Origin of the sequence: Pontibaca methylaminivorans (assembly GCF_900156525.1) — a bacterium.
Classification (GTDB): domain Bacteria; phylum Pseudomonadota; class Alphaproteobacteria; order Rhodobacterales; family Rhodobacteraceae; genus Pontibaca; species Pontibaca methylaminivorans.
Genome location: NZ_FTPS01000001.1, coordinates 78,861 through 100,219, shown reverse-complemented (window position 1 = coordinate 100,219; position 21,359 = coordinate 78,861). Strand labels below are relative to the sequence as shown.

16 protein-coding genes are annotated in these 21,359 nt (G+C 67.3%); 6 read left to right on the top strand and 10 right to left on the bottom strand.

What is annotated here, in order from left to right; all coding sequences use genetic code 11:
- Positions 1-33 precede the first annotated feature (33 nt).
- Positions 34-3,498, bottom strand: coding sequence for a transcription-repair coupling factor (mfd, locus tag B0B01_RS00515; protein ID WP_076646291.1), 3,465 nt, complete (start codon positions 3,496-3,498; stop codon positions 34-36).
- A gap of 41 nt (positions 3,499-3,539) precedes the next feature.
- Positions 3,540-4,067 (bottom strand): component of SufBCD complex, encoded by a 528-nt coding sequence (locus B0B01_RS00510; protein ID WP_076646289.1) that lies wholly within the window; start codon positions 4,065-4,067, stop codon positions 3,540-3,542.
- A gap of 207 nt (positions 4,068-4,274) precedes the next feature.
- Here B0B01_RS00510 and thpD point away from each other — a divergent pair, with 207 nt between their 5' ends.
- The 4 genes from thpD to B0B01_RS00490 all read left to right on the top strand — a co-directional run bounded on the left by thpD (position 4,275) and on the right by B0B01_RS00490 (position 8,061).
- Positions 4,275-5,222 (top strand): ectoine hydroxylase, encoded by a 948-nt coding sequence (thpD, locus tag B0B01_RS00505; RefSeq protein WP_076646287.1) that lies wholly within the window; start codon positions 4,275-4,277, stop codon positions 5,220-5,222.
- 97 nt (positions 5,223-5,319) lie between these two features.
- Positions 5,320-6,318, top strand: a complete 999-nt coding sequence (gene hemB, locus B0B01_RS00500) for a porphobilinogen synthase (RefSeq protein ID WP_076646284.1) — start codon at positions 5,320-5,322, stop codon at positions 6,316-6,318.
- Between the two features lie 44 nt (positions 6,319-6,362).
- Positions 6,363-7,316 (top strand): MDR/zinc-dependent alcohol dehydrogenase-like family protein, encoded by a 954-nt coding sequence (locus tag B0B01_RS00495; protein ID WP_076646282.1) that lies wholly within the window; start codon positions 6,363-6,365, stop codon positions 7,314-7,316.
- Positions 7,317-7,479: 163 nt separating this feature from the next.
- Positions 7,480-8,061, top strand: a complete 582-nt coding sequence (locus B0B01_RS00490; protein WP_076646280.1) for a lipid-binding SYLF domain-containing protein — start codon at positions 7,480-7,482, stop codon at positions 8,059-8,061.
- A 26-nt stretch (positions 8,062-8,087) separates the two neighbouring features.
- Here B0B01_RS00490 and B0B01_RS00485 read toward each other — a convergent pair whose 3' ends face one another.
- Positions 8,088-8,960, bottom strand: coding sequence for an NAD(P)-dependent oxidoreductase (locus B0B01_RS00485; RefSeq protein ID WP_076646278.1), 873 nt, complete (start codon positions 8,958-8,960; stop codon positions 8,088-8,090).
- Between the two features lie 139 nt (positions 8,961-9,099).
- On the opposite strand from B0B01_RS00485, the gene B0B01_RS00480 reads away from it, so the two are divergent.
- A complete protein-coding gene (locus B0B01_RS00480) occupies positions 9,100-11,580 on the top strand; it encodes a penicillin acylase family protein (RefSeq protein ID WP_076646276.1) in 2,481 nt (826 codons plus the stop codon).
- Positions 11,581-11,586: 6 nt separating this feature from the next.
- Here the strand turns inward: B0B01_RS00480 and B0B01_RS00475 are convergent, their stop codons facing one another.
- The 5 genes from B0B01_RS00475 to trkA all read right to left on the bottom strand — a co-directional run bounded on the left by B0B01_RS00475 (position 11,587) and on the right by trkA (position 16,938).
- Positions 11,587-12,339, bottom strand: a complete 753-nt coding sequence (locus B0B01_RS00475; RefSeq protein WP_200805391.1) for a sulfite exporter TauE/SafE family protein — start codon at positions 12,337-12,339, stop codon at positions 11,587-11,589.
- 11 nt (positions 12,340-12,350) lie between these two features.
- Positions 12,351-13,625, bottom strand: a complete 1,275-nt coding sequence (gene hflX / locus B0B01_RS00470) for a GTPase HflX (protein ID WP_076646274.1) — start codon at positions 13,623-13,625, stop codon at positions 12,351-12,353.
- Positions 13,622-13,861 carry an RNA chaperone Hfq gene (gene hfq / locus B0B01_RS00465; protein ID WP_076646272.1) on the bottom strand — a complete coding sequence of 80 codons (240 nt, stop codon included), beginning with the start codon at positions 13,859-13,861 and terminating at the stop codon, positions 13,622-13,624. The genes hflX and hfq overlap by 4 nt, the downstream gene beginning before the upstream one ends.
- A gap of 166 nt (positions 13,862-14,027) precedes the next feature.
- Complete coding sequence (locus B0B01_RS00460; RefSeq protein WP_200805390.1) at positions 14,028-15,560, bottom strand: TrkH family potassium uptake protein; 1,533 nt, start codon at positions 15,558-15,560, stop codon at positions 14,028-14,030.
- 1 nt (position 15,561) lies between these two features.
- A complete protein-coding gene (trkA, locus tag B0B01_RS00455) occupies positions 15,562-16,938 on the bottom strand; it encodes a Trk system potassium transporter TrkA (RefSeq protein WP_076646269.1) in 1,377 nt (458 codons plus the stop codon).
- A 109-nt stretch (positions 16,939-17,047) separates the two neighbouring features.
- Between trkA and B0B01_RS00450 the strand changes: the two genes are divergently transcribed.
- Positions 17,048-17,557, top strand: coding sequence for a hypothetical protein (locus B0B01_RS00450; protein ID WP_234967668.1), 510 nt, complete (start codon positions 17,048-17,050; stop codon positions 17,555-17,557).
- A 54-nt stretch (positions 17,558-17,611) separates the two neighbouring features.
- On the opposite strand, the gene ntrX is transcribed toward B0B01_RS00450, so the two are convergent.
- Positions 17,612-19,030: a nitrogen assimilation response regulator NtrX gene (gene ntrX / locus B0B01_RS00445; protein WP_076646267.1), complete on the bottom strand. Its 1,419-nt coding sequence runs from the start codon at positions 19,028-19,030 to the stop codon at positions 17,612-17,614.
- 4 nt (positions 19,031-19,034) lie between these two features.
- Entirely contained in the window at positions 19,035-21,320 is a 2,286-nt protein-coding gene (locus B0B01_RS00440; RefSeq protein WP_076646265.1) for a sensor histidine kinase NtrY-like, read from the bottom strand.
- Positions 21,321-21,359: the final 39 nt, after the last annotated feature.

The following is a 21,359-nucleotide window of genomic DNA, read 5'->3' as shown; positions in this document are numbered from 1 at the left end:
ATATTTCCGCCAGAAGAAGGCGCGGGGGGATTTTCAGGGGCGGGGGGATTCGCTGTTCTTGGCCTTGCGGACGAGTTTTTCGGCAAGGTCGCGGGCGATGGCGAAGGCGCCCCTGATCTTGTCCGCGTCCTTGCGCCAGTCACGTGTGAGAACGATGCGGTTGCCCTTGATGCGGGCCTGTCCGTCCTCGGCCCTGATGAATTCGACCAGCCCCTCGGGCGAGGCGAAGCGGTCATTGTGGAACTGGACCGTCGCGCCCTTGGGGCCGCCATCAAGCCGGGCGATGCCGGCGCGCTTGCACATGGCCTTGATCCGCACCACGAGCAGCAGGGTGTTCACCTCGCGCGGGAGCTTGCCGAACCGGTCGATGAGCTCGGCCGCGAAGCCCTCGAGCTCGACCTTGGTCGAGAGGCCGCTCAGGCGGCGGTAAAGCCCGAGGCGCACGTCGAGATCGGGCACGTAGGTTTCCGGGATCAGCACCGAGACGCCCAGATTGATCTGGGGCGCCCACTGGTCATCCGCGTCGCTGAGCCCTTCGAGATCGCCGGCCCGCATGCGGGCGATCGCGTCCTCGAGCATGGACTGGTAGAGTTCGAAGCCGACCTCGTGCATCTGGCCCGACTGTTCCTCGCCCAGCAGGTTGCCGGCGCCGCGGATGTCGAGATCCTGGCTCGCGAGCGCGAAGCCGGCGCCGAGCGAATCGAGGCTGCTGAGCACGCGCAGGCGCTTTTCGGCGGTCGGGGTGAGTTTCTTGCGCGGTTTCGTGGTGAGATAGGCATAGGCGCGCTGTTTGGAGCGCCCGACGCGGCCCCGGATCTGGTAGAGCTGCGACAGTCCGAACATGTCGGCGCGGTGCACGATCATGGTGTTCGCGCTCGGGATGTCGAGGCCGGATTCGACGATGGTGGTGGCAAGCAGCACGTCGTATTTGCCGTCGTAGAAGGCGTTCATGCGGGCGTCGAGTTCGCGCGCGGACAGTTGGCCATGGGCCACCACGACCGAGACTTCGGGCACCTCCTCGCGCAGGAACTGGCCGATCTCCGGCAGGTCGCTGACCCGCGGCGCGACATAGAAGGACTGACCGCCCCGGTAATGTTCGCGCAGCAGCGCCTCGCGGATCGTGAGGGGGTCGAATTCGCTGACATAGGTGCGGATCGCCAGCCGGTCCACGGGGGGCGTGGCGATGATGCTGAGGTCGCGCACGCCGGTGAGCGAAAGCTGCAGCGTGCGCGGGATCGGCGTCGCCGTGAGGGTCAGCACGTGCACCTCGCTGCGCAGGGCCTTGAGGCGCTCCTTGTGGGCGACGCCGAAATGCTGTTCCTCGTCGATGATGAGCAGCCCGAGATTGCTGAACCGCACGCCCTTGGCCAGCAGCGCATGGGTGCCGATCGCGATATCGACGGTGCCCGCGGCCAGCCCGTCGCGGGTCTTTTGCGCATCACGCGCCGAGACGAAACGCGACAGCGGGCGCAGTTGCAGCGGAAAGCCGCGGAACCGCTCGGCGAAACTTGCGTAATGCTGGCGCGCAAGCAGCGTGGTCGGCGCGATCACCGCGACCTGCACCCCCGACATGGCGGCGACGAAGGCCGCGCGCATGGCGACCTCGGTCTTGCCGAAGCCCACATCGCCGCAGATCAGCCGGTCCATCGGGTTGCCGCTGGAAAGATCGTCGAGCACGTCCCCGATCGCGGCCAGCTGGTCGTCGGTTTCCTCGTAGGGAAAGCGCGCGGCGAAAGCCTCCCACGAGTGGTGTTCGGGTTCGAGCACCGGGGCCTGGCGCAGGGCGCGCTCGGCGGCGATGCGGATCAGCCGGTCCGCCATCTCGCGGATGCGTTCCTTGAGCCGGGCCTTGCGCGCCTGCCAGGCACCGCCGCCAAGCCGGTCGAGCAGCCCCTCCTCATGGCCGTAGCGCGACAGAAGTTCGATATTCTCGACCGGCAGGAACAGGCGCGCGCCCTCGGCATATTCGATCGCAAGGCATTCATGCGCGGCCCCGGCGGCACTGATCACCTCGAGCCCCTGATAGCGGCCGATGCCGTGGTCCACATGCACGACCAGATCGCCGGGGCTGAGGCTCTGGGCCTCGGTCAGGAAATTCTCGGCACGGCGGCGCTTGCGGGGCTGGCGGATCAGCCGGTCGCCCAGCACGTCCTGTTCGGAAATCACTGTGAGCTCCGGCGTCTCGAACCCGGTCTCGAGCGGCCAGACCGCAAGGTGCAGCCCGTGCCGGCCGACGCGGCCGGCATCGGGCACGGGGATCGTCTCGGTGAGCCCCTCGTCCTCGATCAGGCCGGAGAGGCGCTCGCGCGCGCCGTCCGACCAGGAGGCGACGATCACCGGTCCGCGGTCAAGGCGGTCGCGGATATGCCGGGCCAGCGCGGTGAACAGGTTCACGTCCTCGCGCTGGCGCTCGGGGGCGAAACTGCGCCCGATCCGCCCGCCGGCGTCGATCACACCGGGGCCGGTGGCCTGCGGCAGCGGGTTGAACTGCAGCACGCGGCGGCCCTCAAGCGCCTGTTCCCAGGCCGCATCATCCAGATAGAGCGATTCGGGCGGGGCGGGCTTGTAGGGGGTTTCGCCCGTGCGGCGGTCCTGCATGGCCAGGCGGCGGGTCTCGTACTGGTCGGCGATGGAATCCCAGCGGGCAAGCCGCGCCCCCGTGCTCTGATCATCAAGCGTGACCGTGGCGCGCGGCAGGTAATCGAACAGGGTTTCCAGCCGGTCATGGAACAGCGGTAGCCAGTGTTCCATCCCCGCATGCTTGCGCCCGGCGCTTACCGCCTCGTAAAGCGGATCGTCAGTGCCGGCGGCGCCGAAACTGATGCGGTAGTTCTGGCGGAAACGGGTGATCGCCGCCTCGTCAAGAATGACCTCGGAGACCGGGGCAAGCTCGATACTGTCGAGCCGCGCATCGCTGCGCTGGGTCTCGGGGTCGAAGCGGCGGATGCCGTCCAGAATATCGCCAAAGAAATCAAGCCGCACCGGCCCCGAATCCCCCGGCGGATAAATGTCGATGATGCCGCCCCGGATCGCGTAATCGCCGGGTTCCATCACCGTCGCGCTTTGCGAAAACCCCATCCGTGCCAGAAAGGCGCGCAGGGCGGATTCATCGACCCGTTCGCCGACCTGTGCACTGAAGGCCGAACCGCGCAGCACCTCGCGCGGCGGGATGCGCTGCGTCGCGGCGTTGAGGGTCGTCAGCAGCACGAAATGCGCCGGCTTGCGATGAACGAGCGTCGCCAGAGTCGCCATGCGGGCCGCGGCGATGTCGGCATGGGGCGAGATGCGGTCGTAGGGCAGGCAGTCCCAGGCCGGAAAGCTCAGCACCGGCATGGCGGGTGCGAAGAAGGCCAGCGCCGCGCGCATGGCGGCAAGGCGCTTGTCGTCGCGCGCCACATGCAGCACCGGCGCGTCGCTTTTCTCGATCTCGTCGAGGATCAGGCGGGCATCGAACCCTTCGGGCGCGCCGCCGATGGTGACATGTCGGTTTTGGCTCATGGCAGGACGGACTCGCAGGCTGGCAGCGGACCGGACCGGGTTCAGCCGATCAGGGCCGTGGAAGAAATGTTCTGATAGGTGCCCCAGAGGACGGTGACAATGATCGCAACGACCCCGATCGACTGCAGCAGGAGCCGATGGCGCAGCAGGCAGCGGCAGAGCAGCGGCCCGGCCAGCGGGCGCGCCTGCAGGCGGCGGGCCAGCGTAAGGCTCGCGCTGCCCGCCAGTGCCAGCGGAAAGCCCAGCAGAAACAGCGCCTGGGCGATTTCGATATCGTAGAAGAAGCCAAGCAGGAACAGCGTGGTGAACAGGAACGCCGCACCGCCGAGCCCCCAGGCGCCGAGCCCCGCGCCAAGCGCCAGCAGGCGGCGGCAGTTGATCTGCACCAGTGCCGCAAGGTCGCGCTCGGCCTCGCTGCCGGGATCGCGGGCCCGCAGGATCATGTCATGCGGCACGCCAAGCACGCGCCAGGTCGCGACGGACCAGCTCGAGGCCAGGAAGATCCAGAACCAGAGGCTCGGGAACGACCGCATGTCGATCAGTTCGAAAACGGTTTGATGCCAGCTCAAGAGGAGGGTTCCTTCGCATTTCTGCGCGCGTCTGCACCAGCCGGGTCCGCGGCCGGGACCGGCTTCGCCGCGGTTCTAGCGCAGCGTTCCCGCTTTGCCCATAGGGCGCGGAAACACGGGAAAAACCCACAAAACTGGTCAGAATCGCCCGACAGCCTTATATGGGGCATCACTCGCAACGATGGAAACAACAGATAAGGAGACATCATGCCCCTGGAATTTGCCGATGAGCAATCCGCAAGGAGCGGCGGCAAAGACCTCTATCCCAGCCGGCGGCGCGACCGGGAAGAGTGGCTCGAACGTGCGGATCCGGTGCTGTGGTCCGAATGGACGCCGGCCGCTCCCATCAGCCGCGAACAGGCCGAGAGCTTTCGCCGCGACGGGTTCCTGATCCTGAAGGACATGTTCGAGGCCGAGGAAGTGACCGCCCTGATCGAACGGGCCTCGGCGCTGCGCGACGACGGGAAAAACCTGCGCCGCGAGGATGTCGTGTTCGAGCCGAAATCGGAATCGGTGCGCACCATCTTCCGCCTTGAGGAACACGACCCGCTGATGATGCGGCTGGCCTGCGACCGCCGCCTTGCCGGTATCGCGCGTTTCCTGCTGAATGACGATGTCTATATTCATCAGTCGCGGCTGAACTACAAACCGGGCTTCACCGGCAAGGAGTTCTACTGGCATTCGGATTTCGAGACCTGGCATGCCGAGGACGGGATGCCGCGGATGCGCGCGGTTTCGGCCTCGCTTCTGCTGACCGACAACCGCGCCCATAACGGCGCCCTGATGCTGATGCCGGGCTCGCAGGACATTTACATAAGCTGCGAGGGCGAAACCCCTGATTCCAATCACGAAACCTCGCTCAAGGCGCAGGAGGTCGGCACCCCTTCGCAAGACAGCCTCGCGCGGCTGTCCGAGCGGTTCGGCATCACCGACGCCGAGGGTCCGGCCGGCACGCTGATCCTGTTCGACTGCAACACGATCCACGGCTCGAACGGCAACATCACGCCCGCGCCGCGCTCGAACGCGTTTTTCGTCTATAACGCGGTGTCGAACCGCCTGCAGGCGCCCTTTGCCGCCGCAAAGCCGCGCCCCGCCTATCTGGCGCGCCGCGGCGACGCCGAACCGGTCGAGATCCGCGCGGACCGGCTGGTCTGATCCGCGATCCGCGGGCACGGTGCCGCGGCAGGGGCTGGACAGGGCCCCTGCCGCGGTGCATCCCCGGGGCAGCGACAAGCTGCGAGGTACCCGTGCCATGAAACCGACCATAGCCCCCTTTCCCGCGGCGCGTCCGCGCCGCACCCGCCGCACCGCCGCCCTGCGCGCCCTGGTGCGCGAAAGCCGGCTTTCGACCGATGATCTGATCTGGCCGGTGTTCGTGCGCGACGGCGAGGACGTGGAACAGCCGGTGCCCTCCATGCCGGGTGTGTCGCGACTGAGCATTGATCGCGTGGCAAAGGCCGCGCGCGAGGCCGAATCGCTCGGGATCCCGGCGATCTGCCTTTTTCCCTATACGGATCCGGCGCTCAAGACCGAGGACTGTGCCGAGGCCTGGAATCCCGACAACCTGACCAACCGCGCCATCCGCGCGATCAAGACGGCAGCCCCCGGCATCGCGGTCATGACCGATGTCGCGCTCGATCCCTACAACATCAACGGCCATGACGGCTATGTGGTCGAGGGCGAGATCGTGAACGATGAAAGCGTCACCGCGCTGGTGCGCATGGCGCTGGCGCAGGCCGATGCGGGCGCCGACATCATCGGCCCCTCCGACATGATGGACGGGCGTATCGGCGCGATCCGCAGCGCGCTTGAATCGGCCGGGCACAAGGATGTCGCGATCCTGTCCTATGCGGCGAAATACGCGAGCGCCTTTTACGGCCCGTTCCGCGATGCGGTCGGCGCCTCGGGCGCGCTCAAGGGCGACAAGAACACCTATCAGATGGATCCGGGCAATTCGGACGAGGCGCTGCGCCTTGTCGAGCGCGACCTTGCCGAGGGTGCGGACATGATCATGGTGAAACCCGGCATGCCTTACCTCGACATCTGCCGCCGCGCCCGCGACGCCTTCGGCGTGCCGACCTTCGCCTATCAGGTGTCGGGCGAATACGCGATGCTGAAGGCCGCCGCCGCGAATGGCTGGCTCGACGGTGAAAAGGTCATGCTGGAAAGCCTGCTGGCCTTCAAGCGGGCGGGCTGCGACGGGGTGCTGACCTATTTCGCCCCCGAAGCCGCCCGGCTGCTGAACGGCTGAGACCGGCGGCCCGGCCGGAAACGACGGTCAGGCAGCGCAGCCGCATGCAGCAACAGCGCCTCATCTACCGGACCTTCGGCGATCCGCTCGCGTGTCTTGCACTCGAATCCGCGCCGCTGCCGCCGCGCCCGCCCGGGCTGCTGCGGGTCGCGATGGAGCTTGCCCCGGTCAATCCCTCCGATCTGATCCCGGTGAGCGGGGCCTATGCGCATCGCATCCGCCTTCCCGCCATTGCCGGCTATGAAGGTGTCGGGCGCGTGATCGGCGCGCCCGAGGCGCTCGCCCATCTCGCGGGGCGCCGCGTGCTGCCGCTGCGCAGCGCAGGAACATGGCAGCGATTTGTCGATTGCGACCCGGATCTTGCGATCCTGGTGCCGGTTCCGGTCGATGTTGCCACGGCGGCGCGGGCCTATATCAATCCGCTTGCCGCCATGACCATGCTCGAGCGCTGGCCGGTGGCCGGGCGGCGGGTGCTGCTGAGCGGCGCGGGCTCCATGTGTTCGGAGCTGCTCGGGCGCTGGGCAAGGCAGGCGGGCGCAACCGAGGTCCGGGGGCTCTGCCGCTCGCCCGCGCGCGCCGCACGGCTGACGGCCAGCGGGATCGAGCCCGTTCCGCTGGATGACCCCGCGCGGGTGCGCAATCTTGCCGCCCGGGCGGATGTCGTGTTCGATTCGCTTGGCGGCGAAACCGGCTCGGCCGTGATCTGCGCCATGCGGCCGGGAGCGGTCTTTGTCGGTTATGGGCTTCTCACGGGCGAACCGATCCGCCCCATGGGGCCGGTTCGCGCGGATTACCGGCGTTTCCACCTTCGCGATCATCTGGCCGGGATGGATGCGCCCACATGGCAGGACAGTTTCCGCCGCATCTGGGCCAGGCTCGCCGGGCTTGACCTGCCCGAGGTCGAGGCGTTTCCGTTGGCGGAATGGAAAGGCGCGGTTCTGCATGCGCGCCGGCCGGGCGCAGCCAAGCCGATGCTGATTCTCGGGGCACGGGGCTGAAGCCGCCGGATCCGCTGCGGCGACCGGCCGCCGCCCTCGCGCTTGCGACGTGACAGAGCCGGGCCGCTTGCGTATAACTTGCGTGAAAGCCGCAGAAAGCGGCCAAGGCAGGCAGAACGGCACGAGACCGTACCACCCAAAACGAGCTACGAGGCAGACAATCATGAGCAGCCCCTCCCCCCGCATCTTTTCCCGCCGCGGCTTTACCCTTGCCGCGCTGGCCGGCGTCGGCATGACCGCTGCGGCCTGCAACGGCAATGGCATCGGCACTCAGGGTGCCTCGGTCATCGACGCGCGCGTCGATGCGACGCTCAAGGAAATGTATCGCCTCTATCCCAACACACAGCCGCTGGCGGAACAGGCATCCGGGGTGCTGGTGATGCCGCTGATGACCGAGGCCGGGCTCTGGCTGGGCGGGGCCTACGGGCGCGGGGCGCTGCGGGTGAACGACATCACGGTCGATTACTATTCGGCGACCAAGGCGAGCGCGGGGCTGCAGATCGGCGCACAGCAATATGCCCATGTGCTGTTCTTCATGACCGAGCAGGCGCTGCGCGACTTCCGCAGTTCGGCCGGCTGGTCGGTCGGGGCCGACATGGAATATGTGGTCGCGGACACGGCCGGATCGCTCGGCACCGACAGCAACCGCCTGACCAAGCCCATTCTCGCCGCCGTCTTCGGCCAGGCCGGGCTGCGCATCGGTGCGACGCTCGACGGCACGAAATACACGCGCATCATTCCCTGACCGTCCGGGCAGCGGGCGGCACAGGATCAGCTGAAAGCGCGCAGGCGCTGGATCAGGCTCGACGTATCCCAGCGGCCACCGCCCATGGCCTGAACGTCCTTGTAGAACTGGTCGACCAGCGCCGTCACGGGAAGCGCGGCCCCCACCTCTTCCGCCGCCTCGAGACAGATCCGCAGATCCTTGCGCATCCAGTCCACGGCGAAGCCGTGGTCGAACTCGCCCTCCCACATGGTTTCGTGACGGTTCTCCATCTGCCAGCTTCCCGCCGCGCCCTCACTGATCACCTCGACTACCGCGCGCCAGTCGAGCCCGGCCTCCTCGGCGAAATGCAGCGCCTCGGACAGGCCCTGCAACAGCCCGGCGATGGCGATCTGGTTGCACATCTTGGTCATCTGGCCGGAGCCGCTTTCGCCGATCCTCCGGCAGATCCGCGCATAGACCCCGATCACCGGTTCGATTCGCGCGTAAGCGGCCGCATCGCCCCCGCACATGATGGAAAGCGCACCCCGTTCCGCCCCCGCCTGCCCGCCCGATACCGGCGCATCGACAAAGGCGATGTCGCTCCGGGCGGCCTCGGCGCAAAGCTCGCGCGTGACGGCGGCCGACACGGTGGTGTGATCGACAAAGACCGAGCCCGGCTCCATCCCCGCAAAGGCGCCCTCCGGGCCAAGGCAGATGCTGCGCAGGTCGTCGTCATTGCCGACACAGGCCAGCACCACCCCGGCCGCCGCCGCAGCGGCCCGGGGCGTCGGCGCGGTGGCGCCCCCGTGCTCCTGCTGCCAGCGCACGGCCTTCGCTCCGGTGCGGTTGTAAACCGTGACCGGATGGCCGGCTTTGCTCAGGTGGCCGGCCATCGGATACCCCATGACCCCGAGCCCCAGAAATGCGAGCTTGACCATCGTCTTTTCCTTCTTCCATCCCGGAGCGGCCTTGGACTGGCCTGCGGTTGCCCTTATCAGGCTAGCAGCCCCGCAGGGCCTTGGGAAATCCGCAATCCGTATGCGGCCAGAAGAATAGCGCGCCGGAGATCACGCCAAGATGAAACTGCTGTTCCGCTGGCTTTTGCGACTTGCAACCGTGCTCGTGGTGCTGGCCGGTGCCGCGGCTTTGCTGGCCTATTACCTGGCGAGCCGTTCCCTGCCCGATTACGACCAGACGCTTCGGGTCGAGGGGATCGCGGCCCCGGTCGAGATCGTGCGCGATACGGCGGATGTGCCGCATATCCTCGGCGAAACCGACCCGGACGTGTTCTTCGGCCTCGGCTATGCCCATGCGCAGGACCGGCTCTGGCAGATGACGGTCATGCGCCGCACCGTGCAGGGGCGGCTTTCCGAGGTCTTCGGCCCGCGCAGCCTGGCCACCGACCGGCTGATGCGCCGGCTCGACCTGCATCGCCTGGCACGGCAGTCGCTCGCCGCGCAGGACGATTACACGAAAGCCGCGCTCCGGGCCTATGCGGCCGGGGTGAATGCGCGGCTCGACGAGATCAACGAGCGCGCGCTCGGGCGCGGGGCGCCCGAGATGTTCATCTTCAACGCCCCGATCGCGCCTTGGCAGGCGGCCGATTCGATCGCGCTGGCCAAGCTCATGGCGTTCCGGGCAACCGGGCAGATGAGCAACGAGATCCTGCGCGCCCGCACCGCGCTTGCGCTCGACGACCCTGCGCGCCTTGCCGATCTCATGCCCGATGCGCCCGGTGAGGGGCTTGCCGCCCTGCCCGACTATGCAAGTCTTTTCAATTCTCTGCCGCGCCATGCTGAACTGGATTCCAGAGCCGTGGACAAGGCGGGCGGAGATTTCCTGTCTCCGCTTGCGCCGCCGGTCCTTGCCGGCGCCTCGAACGGCTGGAGCGCGGCGCCTTCGCGTTCGGCCGCCGGGGGCGCGCTTCTGGCCAATGATCCGCACCTTGCCCTGAGCGCCCCCTCGATCTGGTATCTGGCGCGGCTCGAACTCGGCACCGGCGGCGTCATCGGCGCCACGATTCCGGGCATTCCCGTGGTGCTGAGCGGGCGCAGCGGGCGGCTCGGCTGGGGGATCACCTCGGCCTATCTCGACGACCAGGATCTGTTCATCGAGGAACTGAACCCCGACAACCCCGAGGAATACCGCACGCCCGAGGGTTACAAGCCGTTCGAATCGCGCCCCTCGATCATCGAGATCCGCGGTGAAAAGCCCGTCACCCTCACCCTGCGCTGGAGCGAAAACGGTCCGGTGCTGCCGCGCGACCTGCGCGGGCTGGCCGCGATCACGCCCCGGGGCCATGTGATGACGCTTGGCTGGACCGGGCTCGACCCCGAGGACACGAGCCTGAGCGCCGCCATGGCGGTGATGCGCGCCCGCAGCACCAAGGAGGCGATCCGCGCCGGAGAGCGACACGTGGCCCCGGCCCAGAACCTGCAACTGGCCGATGCCGATGGCGTGGCCATGAAGATGATCGGCGCCGCGCCGCGCCGCGCCCCCGCGCACCAGACCGAAGGACGCCTGCCAAGCCCCGGCTGGCGCAAGGAAAACCGCTGGCCGGGCACCCTGCCCTATGCCGACAATCCCGAATTCCTCGACCCTTCGGGCGGGATCGTCGGCAATACCAACAACAAGACCGTGGACCGCCCCTTTCCCGACCATGTGTCGTACCTGTGGGGCGATTCGCAGCGGATCGAACGCTGGAAGCACCTGATGCAGCGGCGCGAGGTCCACACCCGCGAAAGCTTCATCGAGGCGCAGCTCGACACGGTCAGCTTTACCGCGCGCTCGCTGCTGCCGCTGATCGGCGCCGATCTCTGGTTCACCGAAAAAGCCGCGCCCGAGGGCACGCTCGAGCGGCGCCGGCAGACCGCGCTGCGGCTTTTGTCGGAGTGGAACGGCGACATGAACGAACACATGCCCGAGCCGCTGATCTATGCCGCCTGGCTGCGGGCGCTTCAGGACCGGCTGATCCGTGACGAACTCGGGCCGCTTGCCGATGACTTCACCCATGTGGAGCCGCTTTTCATCGAGCGCGTGTTCCGCGACATCGACGGCGCCTCGGCCTGGTGCAACGTGCGCCACAGCGCCCGCACCGAGACCTGTTCCGAGATGGCGCGGCTCGCGCTGGATGATGCGCTGATCTGGATCGGCGAACACCACGGCACCACGCTCGAAAGCCTGCGCTGGGGGGATGCGCATCTGGCGCTGCAGGATCACCCGGTGCTGGGCGAGGTGCCGCTGCTGCGCCATTTCGTCAACATTCGCCAGTCCACCGGCGGGGGCGACAACACGCTTCAGCGCGGGGTCACGCTGGGCAGCGGGCCGGCCCCGTTCCGCAACGTCCATGCCGCCGGCTATCGGGGGGTCTATGATTTCGCCGACCCGGATTCATCGGTCTTCGTGATCTCGACCGGCCAGTCGGGGCATTTCCTGTCCGGGCATTACGACGATCTGTCGGAACTCTGGCGGCGCGGCGAATATGTGCCGATGTCGCTCGACCTCGAACTGGCGCGGGCGGGATCGGTCGGGACCACGCGTCTTCTGCCGTCGAAGTGACCCGGCTCAGAACAGGCGATAGAAAAAGACCGCGCTCATGCCGAAGCCGATCAGCGCGATGAAGCCGCGCAGCACGCGGCGCGGCAGCGCCCGCGAGATCGGCGCCCCGGCATAGCCGCCGATGGTCGAGGCCACCATCATCAGCACCGCCTGCGGCCAGACCACGAGCCCGGCCACGGCGAAGGTGCCGACCGCGATGATCGACACCGCGAAGGACAGCCCGTTCTTCAGCCCGTTCATGCGATGGATGTCCTCCATCCCCCAGAGCGCGAACAGCGCCAGCAGCACGATCCCGAGCCCGCCGTTGAAATAGCCGCCGTAGACACAGACCGCGAGCAGCCCGAAGGCGCCCTGCGGTTTCACGCCCACGGCGCTTCGTGCCGCCCATTTGCGAATCGTCTCGCCATAGAGAAAGGCCAGCGTCGCCGCGAGCAGCAGGAACGGCACGACGAGCGAAAACACCTTGTCCGACGAAACGAGCAGCAAGGCCGCGCCGCCAAAGGCGCCAAGCAGCGACAGGGCCGTGAGCCGCAGCAGTTCCGCCCGCCGGAAGGCGCGCAGTTCCGGCAGGAACCCCGCCGCGCCCGAAAGATAGCCCGGAAAGACCGAAACCGTGCTCGTGGCATTGGCGATGACCGGGGGAACTCCGCTGAAGACCAGGGCCGGAAAGGTCAGGAAGGTGCCGCCCCCGGCAATCGTGTTGATGACCCCGGCACCGAATCCGGCCGCGACCAGAAGCAAGATTTCCGGCAGTGTCATGACGCGCTCCCTCAGAGGTCCTGAAAGAGCCGCTCTTGCCTCATGCTCCAGAAAACATCAATCGCCCAGCCGGTTTCGGTCTCATGCTCGGCCTGCACCACGCCCTGTTCATGCAGCCATGCGCGCCGCTTTCCGTCGGCAAAGGCAAGCTCCAGCCGCCCGGAGCGGCGCGGACCGCTGAGCTTTTCGCCCATATGCGCCAGCAGCGGCTCGAGCCCCGCGCCGCTCAGCGCGGAGAGCGCGATCACATCCTCCTTGCGCTCGGCACGGGCCAGCACGGCGTGGCGGGCGTCGGCGTCCAGCCGGTCGATCTTGTTCCAGATTTCGATCATCGGAGTCTCGGCACTGACACCGAGGGATTCGAGGATCGTCGCCACATCCGCCGCCTGTTCCTCGGTCTCGGGATGCGAGATGTCGCGCACATGGAGCACAAGATCGGCCACGAGCACCTCTTCCAGCGTCGCACGGAAGGCCGCGACCAGTTCGGTCGGCAGGTTGCTGACGAAACCGACCGTGTCCGAGAGGATGATTTCAAGCCCGCCGGGCAGGACCACCCGCCGCATGGTCGGATCAAGCGTCGCGAACAGCATGTCCTCGGCGCGCACCCCGGCACCCGTCAGGCGGTTGAACAGGGTCGATTTTCCGGCGTTCGTATAACCGACCAGCGCCACCACCGGATAGGGCACCTTCGCCCGCGCCTGCCGATGCAGCCCGCGGGTCTTGGCGACCTTTTCCAGTTGCCGGCGCAGGCGGGTCAGCTGGTCGTCGATATTGCGCCGGTCGGCCTCGAGCTGGGTTTCGCCGGGACCGCCGACAAAGCCGTAACCGCCCCGCTGGCGTTCAAGGTGCGTCCAGGCCCGCACCAGCCGCGAACGCTGATAGGACAGCGCCGCCATCTCGACCTGGAGCACGCCCTCGCGGGTCGCGGCGCGTTCGGAGAACACCTCGAGAATCAGGCCTGTGCGGTCAAGGATCTTGAGATCCCAGGCGCGTTCCAGATTGCGCTGCTGCACGGGCGAAAGCGGTCCGTCGATCAGCACGAGGTCGATTTCGTCGGCAGAAAGGCGCGCGGCCAGTTCCTCGACCTTGCCGGAGCCGAGCAGCGTCGCCGGTTCGGGCCGCGCGATGCGCACCACCTCGGCACCGATGATGTCGAGTCCGGGCAGCGCGGCGGCAAGCGCCACCGCCTCCTCGAGCGCGGGTTCGGGATCGCGGCGCTCCGGGTCGGAACGGATGTCGGGCTGCAGAACCCAGGCGCGGGTCGTGGTCCGGTCCTCTTCGTTCAAGAGTTGGTTTCGCCCTCGTAAAGCGTGATCGGCTGCGACGGCATGATGGTGGAAATCGCATGTTTGTAAACCAGTTGCGATTGCCCGTCACGGCGCAGCAGAAGGCAGAAATTGTCAAACCAGGTGATCACGCCCTGCAGCTTCACGCCGTTGATCAGAAAGATCGTGACGGGCACCTTGGTCTTGCGCACATGGTTTAGAAAAGCATCCTGCAGGTTCTGTCGGTCCGAAGCCATTGTTTTTCTTTCGCCCCCGTTTTTGAGCAGGCCCTTTTCGCATGCCCGGTTTCCTGCCCGAGTATGTCTTGCCGAATGCGGGGATTCCACCCCCAAAAACAGTCACTTGTTGCGCGGAAAATCACCCGTTCGCGCACAGGTGCATCACCGGGCCATCGCGCCGGCATCACTGGCGCCAGAGCGAGGGCGCGAAAAGCGCAATGATTGCCAGCATCTCGAGCCGCCCGAGCACCATCGCCGCGCAGAGCACGGCCTTGGCGGCGGGGCCGAGCTCGATCAGGCGCAGCGGCGTTTCGCCCGCCACCTCGATCAGCGGCCCGGTGGTCGAGAGCGTGGCGACGGCCAGCACCACCGCCTGGTCGAAACCGATTCCCATTGCCGCAAGCACCACCGTCAGCAGCGCCAGCGTCAGGGCGAACAGCATGAAGGTGAGCCAGGTGATGAAGATGCCGCTGCGGCGGATGCGCGGGTTATGCTGGCTGCGCCCCGCCACCGACGAGGGATAGGCCAGAAGCTGAAGCTCCCGCAGCCCGGCGAGATACAGCACATAGACCCGCAGCAGCTTGACCCCGCCGGCGGTGGTGGCGACCCCGCCCCCGATCAGCGCAAGGCCAAGCAGGATCATCCCCGGCGTCTCGAGCCCCGACCAGAGCCGCGACTGTTCCCAGGCGTCGCTGACGAAACCGGTCGTGGTCAGGAACGACATCACCGTGAACAGCGCCCCCCAGAGCGCGCGCAGCGCCTGCAGCACGCCCTCCTGCGGAGCGGTCTCCCAGGCGCCGAGGAAATGGCGCAGGAACAGCAGCAGCGAGACGAAAACCACGAGCAGCAGGCCAAGGCGGAATTCGGGGTCGCGAATCAGCCGCAGCGGCCCCGGCTCGGCCGTATCGCCCGAAAGGGTCAGCCGCGACAGGGCCAGGAACATGAACAGGAACAGCACCATCTCGCCGGCGATGCCCGACTCCGCGCCGCCGAGTCCGCCGACCGGCGAAATCCCCGAGGTCGCCATCACCGACATGGCATGACAGAGCGCCACCAGCGAATCGTCGCCGCCGATGTAAAGCAGCATCCAGGCCAGCGCCGTCAGCCCCGCGTAAAGCGGCGCAAGCCGCGCGGTTACATGCAAGAGCCGCAGCCGCGGATCGCGCTCGCCCCGCTGCACCTCGAGCAGCACCGCCCGGCCCGGCTGGCTGCGCGAGGTCACCTCGAAGCCGCCGAGGCTCAGCCAGCCGAGGATCGCCGCCGCCGCGATCAGGACGAACAGCCCGCCCATCCAGCCGACCTGCGCCCGCCACAGATGCAGCGTCGGGTCGAGCCGCGCCGGATCGTCGTAGATATTGGCGCCGGTGGTGGTGATCGCGCTCACCATGTCGAAATAGGCGTTCATGAAGCTCGTCGTGCCGAGCCCGTGATAGAGCGGCAGCGCGAGGAAAAGCGGCAGCACTGCAAAGGTCGCAAGCAGCGCCAGAAGCTGCGAGCGCACCCAGTTGCGCGGCCGCCCGCTGCGGGCGAGCGCGACCATGACGCCCGCCACGAGGCCAAGCGTTCCCGCCGTGGAAAACACGCGGAACAGGGCCACGTTTCCCAACACCAGCGCATGCAGCGCCGGCATCGCCATCGACAGCGCCGCCACCGCCCAGATCTGCAGGAACAGCGGCTGCCGCAGGAACGGCGACCTGTCTGCCCGCCGCACCGCCATGTCAGAAGTAATCTATCGCGACCTGCAACAGCCGCTCGATCTCGGGAACATCCGCGGCCATGGCAAAGATCGCGACGATGTCGCCCTCGTCGATGCGCAGGTCGCCATGGGGGCGCAGCACCTCGCCCGCCTTCATCACCGCCCCGACCAGGGCGCCCTCGGGGAATTCGATGTCGCGCAGCAACTGCCCGGCGAGCGGCGAGGTGGACATCACCTGCGCCTCGAGCACCTCGGCCTCGGCATCGCCGATCGAATAGACCGCCCGGACGCGCCCGTGGCGGATATAGCGCAGGATCGAGGACACCGTGGTGGCGCGGGGGTTGATATAGGCGTCGATGCCGAGCGGCTCCATCAGCGGCACGAGCGTGGGATCGTTCACGAGCGCGATCGCCATCGGGCAGCCCTCGGCCTTGGCCCGCACGGCCACCAGCATGTTGGTCTTGTCGTCGTCGGTGACGGCCAGGATCGCGTCCGCGTCAACGATCCCGGCCTCGTGCAGCAGCGTTGCATCCAGCCCGTCGCCATGCAGCACGATGGTGCGGTCCAGATCCTCGGCCGCGATTTCGGCATTGATGCGGTTCTGCTCGATCATGCGGGTGCGGATGCGCCCCGGCGCCCGTTCCAGCCGCTGCGCCACGATGCGCCCGACATTGCCGCCGCCGACGATCACGATGCGATTCTGCTGGCGCTGCTTCTTGCCGAAGATGTCGATGGTGCGCTGCACGTCGTCGCGATGGACGAAGACATAGCAGGCATCGCCCGCGAAAAGCTGGTCATCGGGTTCGGGCGCGAAAAGGGTGCCTTCGCGGCGCACGCCGACGACCACCGCCCGCAGGGTCGAGAACAGCTCGCTGAGCTGGCGCAGCGGCGTATTGGCCACCGGGCAGCCCGGCTCGACCGCAAGACCAAGAAGCTGCGCGCGCCCGTCCATGAACACTTCGCTGTCGAAAGCCGCCGGCGCCGAAAGCCGCTGCAGCGCCGCCTCGGCCACTTCCTGTTCGGGGCTGATGATGACGTCGATCGGCAGGCGTTCGCCCGCATAGAGATCGGACCAGGCCGGTTCGAGATAGGCCGGCGCCCGGATCCGGGCGATGTTGCGCTGCACGCCGAACAGCGAATGGGCCACCTGGCAGGTAACCATGTTCACCTCGTCGGAATAGGTCGCGGCAATGATCATCTCGGCGTCATTGGCCCCGGCCCGCGCCAGAACCCCCGGATGGCTGGCAAATCCCGCCACCCCCTGCACGTCGAGCATGTCGGTCGCCCGCCGCACCAGGTCGGCGTTCTTGTCCACCACGGTCACGTCGTTCTTTTCGCCGGAGAGGTGGCGCGCGATCTGCCAGCCGACCTGACCCGCGCCGCAGATGATGATCTTCATGCCAAGCGGCCCCGTCTCCCGGCCCGTTCAGGCCGCCTCCTGCATGACAGAGTGCCGCCGCACGGTCAATTCCGTTGTCAGCCGCGTCAAATAGGGGCAGAATTGGGTCATGATGACAGCTCGCATGATGACCCGGTTTGCCCCCGCCGCCCTGCTGCTTTCGCTGCTGGCGCTCGCCGCCTGCGGGCCGGTGCGGTTCTACAACAAGCCGGGCACATCGGTCGCGCAGATGGAGCGCGACCAGACCGAATGCGAGGTCGAATCCCTGCGCGATGCGCCGGTCGCGACCCGGATCCGGCGCGAGCCGCCCTATTTCGTGCCGCCGCGCCAGTATTGCAACGCCGAAGGCCGTTGCGTGATCCGGGGCGGCTACTGGCGCGAGGGCGCGGTCTATACCGAGGACGTGAACGCGCCGCTGCGCGCCCGGCTGCGCGACATGTGCATGATGAAGCGCGGCTATACGCCCGTAAGCCTGCCGCGCTGCCCGGCCTCGGTCGCCGCTGCCGCACCGCAGGGCGCCACGCGGATCCTGCCGCAGGTCACCCAGAATTCCTGCGTGATCCGGCACCGCGACGGAAGCTGGCAGATCGTCAACGTGAGCCCCGCGCCACAGCCCTGACAGGACCGGACCGGCAGGCCGGATGCCGCGCCTGGCCGCCAGGGCCAGACTGGATCAGGGCGCCTCGCCGGCGGCGATGTTTTCGTCGAAATGGGCCACCCGGGCGCCGGCCCGGGTCGAGGTGACGACGCCGAGCGATTTCAGCTTGCGGTGCAGCGCGCTGCGCTCCATGCCGACAAAGCTCGCGGTGCGGCTCACGTTGCCGCCGAAGCGGTTGATCTGGTTGAGCAGATATTCGCGCTCGAACGCCTCGCGGGCCTCGCGCAGGGGCAGCGTCGCCAGCGCACCGGAAAGCACGATGCGCCCGTCCTGCACCTGCGCCTCGCCCTCCGAGGGCAGTTCGCGCGCCTCGATCGGCCCGCTGCCGTCACCGAGGATCAGCACCCGTTCGATCAGGTTGCGCAACTGGCGCACGTTGCCGGGCCATTCCATGGTCTGCATCAGCGCTGCCGCCTCCTCGCTCAGGTCGCGCAGCGGGAACCCCTGGTCGGCGTGAAAGCGTTCGATGAAATGCGCGACCAGAATCGGGATGTCCTCGCGCCGCTCCTCGAGCGCGGGCACCGCGATCGGCACCACGTTCAGGCGGTGGTAGAGTTCGGGGCGGAAGCGGTCGGCCTCGATCTCGGCCTCGAGATCGCGGCTCGTGCTGGAAATCACGCGCAGATCGACCCGCACCCGGTCGGTGCCGCCGACCCGCTGAAACTGCTGATCCACCAGAACGCGCAGGATCTTGGACTGCGTGCCAAGCGGCATGTCGGCCACTTCGTCGAAATAGACCACGCCCCCATGGGCCTCTTCGAGCAGCCCCGATTCGATGCCGCGTTCGGGGGTTTCGCGGCCGAAAAGCACCTCTTCCATGCGATCGCTGGCGATGCTGGCGCAACTGACGGTGACGAAGGGGCCGCCGGCGCGGTTCGACTTGGAATGGATGTAGCGCGCGGCGATCTCCTTCCCCGATCCGGCGGCGCCGGTCAGCATCACGCGGCCGTTCGATTTGGTCACCTTGTCGAGCTGCGCGCACATGGTGCGGAAGGCGGCGCTTTCGCCGATCATGTCGGCGCTGCTCACCTCGCGCCGCCGCAGCGAGGAATTTTCGCGGCGCAGACGCGAGGTCTCCATGGCGCGGCGGATCACCACAAGAAGCTGGTCGATGTTGAAGGGCTTTTCGATGAAATCGTAAGCCCCCTGCTTGATCGCGGCAACGGCGATCTCGATGTTGCCGTGCCCCGAGATGATGACCACGGGCACATCCGGGTTGTCGCGCTTGACGCGCTTGAGGATGTCGATTCCGTCCATGCTGCTGTCCTTGAGCCAGATGTCGAGGATCAGCAGCGCCGGCGGCTCGCTGTTCAGTTCGGCCATGCATTCATCCGACGTGCCGGCAAGCCGGGTGGAGAACCCCTCATCCTCCAGAATATCCGACACCAGCTCGCGGATGTCGCGTTCATCATCGACAATCAAAATATCACTCATGTCCCTAACCTGCCTTCTCCGTCAGATTTTTCCTGTTGCTGTCGAGCGGAACCACCGCCGGCGCACCGCTGTCGAGCGCCGGCAACCGGATCACCGCCATCGCCCCCGCCCAGGGCGTGTCGCCAAAGCGGGGCGCGTCCTCGAGCGTGAGCGAGCCGCCGTGTTCCTCGATGATCTTGCGCACGATCGGCAGTCCGAGCCCGGTTCCCGCGCTTCTGGTGGTCACATAGGGCTCGAACAGCCGCGCCCGGTCCTCGGGCAGGCCGATGCCGTTATCCGCGATGGTGATGACATGGCTGCCGCCATCGCGGGAAAGAGTGACCCGTATCCTTGGGTCGAACTCGACTGTCTCGTCTTTTTTCTGTCGTGTTTCAATCGCTTCTCCGGCGTTCTTGATGAGGTTCGTCAATGCCTGCGCGATCATGGTCGCATCCACCTCGGCCGGCATGGACGTCTCGGGGAGCTCGGCCTGAATGGTCAGCTCCGGGTGGCCGGACTGTTGCAGCACCACCGCATCGCGCACCAGCGCGGTCAGATCCTCGCGCCGCCGGTCGGGTTCGGGCATGCGGGCGAACTTGGAAAACTCGTCGACGATGCGCCGCAGGTCATTGGTCTGGCGCACGATCACATCGGTCATGGATTCAAGCCGCCCGGCCTCCTCGCCCACCATCGGCCCGAACTTGCGCTTGATCCGCTCGGCGCTCAACTGGATCGGCGTCAGCGGGTTCTTGATCTCGTGGGCGATGCGGCGCGCCACGTCACCCCAGGCGGCCATGCGCTGGGCGCTGACCAGGTCGGTCACGTCGTCGAACACGACCACATAGCCCTCGAGCTCGCCATCCTCGGCACGCCGCGGCGCCATCTGCACCAGCAGGTTTTCAAGCCGCCCCTGCCGCGTCACCTTGACCTCGCCATGAACGCCCTCGCTGCCGCCCTGCTTCATCAGCGTCGCGAACAGCGTGCCGAACTCGGGCACGGCCAGCGGCAGCGGCACCGAGCGGTTCTTGCCGCTCCAGTCCAGCAGCCGGTGCGCGGCGCGGTTGACGAAGGTGACGCTGCCCTCCGCGTCAAGCCCGACGACGCCCGACGTGACCGAGGACAGCACCGAATCGAACAGCCGCCTCCGGCTTTCGATCTGTTCGGTGTTTTCCAGCAGCGTGCTGCGCTGCTGTTTCAACTGCCGCGTCATCTGGTTGAAATAGCGCCCGAGCTGGGCGATCTCGTCGTCGCCCTCTTCCTCGATCACCTGCACGTCAAGGTCGCCCGCCCCGACCTTCTGCGCGGCCCCCGCAAGCCGCCCGACCGGGCGCGACAGGCGTTCGGCGAACCAGAGGCCCAGCCAGATCGCGGCAAGGATCAGGATCACCGCAAAGCCGAGATAGATCAGGCCGAATTCGAACAGCACCTTGCCGCGTTCGCTTTCCAGTTGCTGATAAAGATGCACCGTCTCCTTGGTCTCGTCGAGCAGGTTCAGAAGCTCGCCGTCCACCTCGCGGCTGACGTAGAGATAGCGGTCGGCAAAGGCATCGAGCCGCACCAGCGCCCGGAATTCATTGTTGTCCCAGTCCTGGATGATGGTCAGGGCGTCATCGCGCGCCTCGGCGATCCTGTCCTCGCCGGGATCGTCGAAATCGAACAGGTAGGACCGTTCGCCGCGGCTGCGGATCCTGCCGGTGCCGTCGATCACATAGGCTTCGCGCAGCCCGCGCTGGATCTGCGCCTGCCCCTGGTTCAGGATCTGCCGCAGTTCTCCGTCGTCCATGAACAGCGCAACCTGGCGCGATGAATCGAGATAACGCGCCAGCGCCAGCGCGTCCTCGGCCAGATCCTCGCGCTGCTCGGCCTCGTAAGCCTGCGCCGCCGCGAGCGAGGATCCGACCACTTGGCTCACCCGGTCCGAAAACCAGCCCTCGAGCCCGACATTCACCGTAAGCATGGCAAAGACCGCGACGGTCACGGTCGGGATCAGCGCCAGCAGCGCAAAGACGCCGGTCAGCCGCAGATGCAGCCGCGACCCGGCCGATTTCGCACGCCGCGCCGCCACCAGCCGCGCGATCTGATGCAGCACCAGCGTCGCCACCGCCAGCACATAGACGAGGTCGGCCAGCAGCACGAAACGCAGCAGCCGCGCGGAACTGTGCTTGTCGAACTGGCCGAGCACGAGATACGTGGCCAGCGCCAGCAGCGGCCCCAGCACCACCAGCCCGAGCGTGCCGAGATTGCGCGCGCGCCTTGTGCGTCTCCAGCGATTGAATGCCGCAAGCGGCCGTTTCGATGTCCGCGCTGCCACGCGCCCGCCCTCGCCTCGTGTCCCGCCAGCCGGATGCTG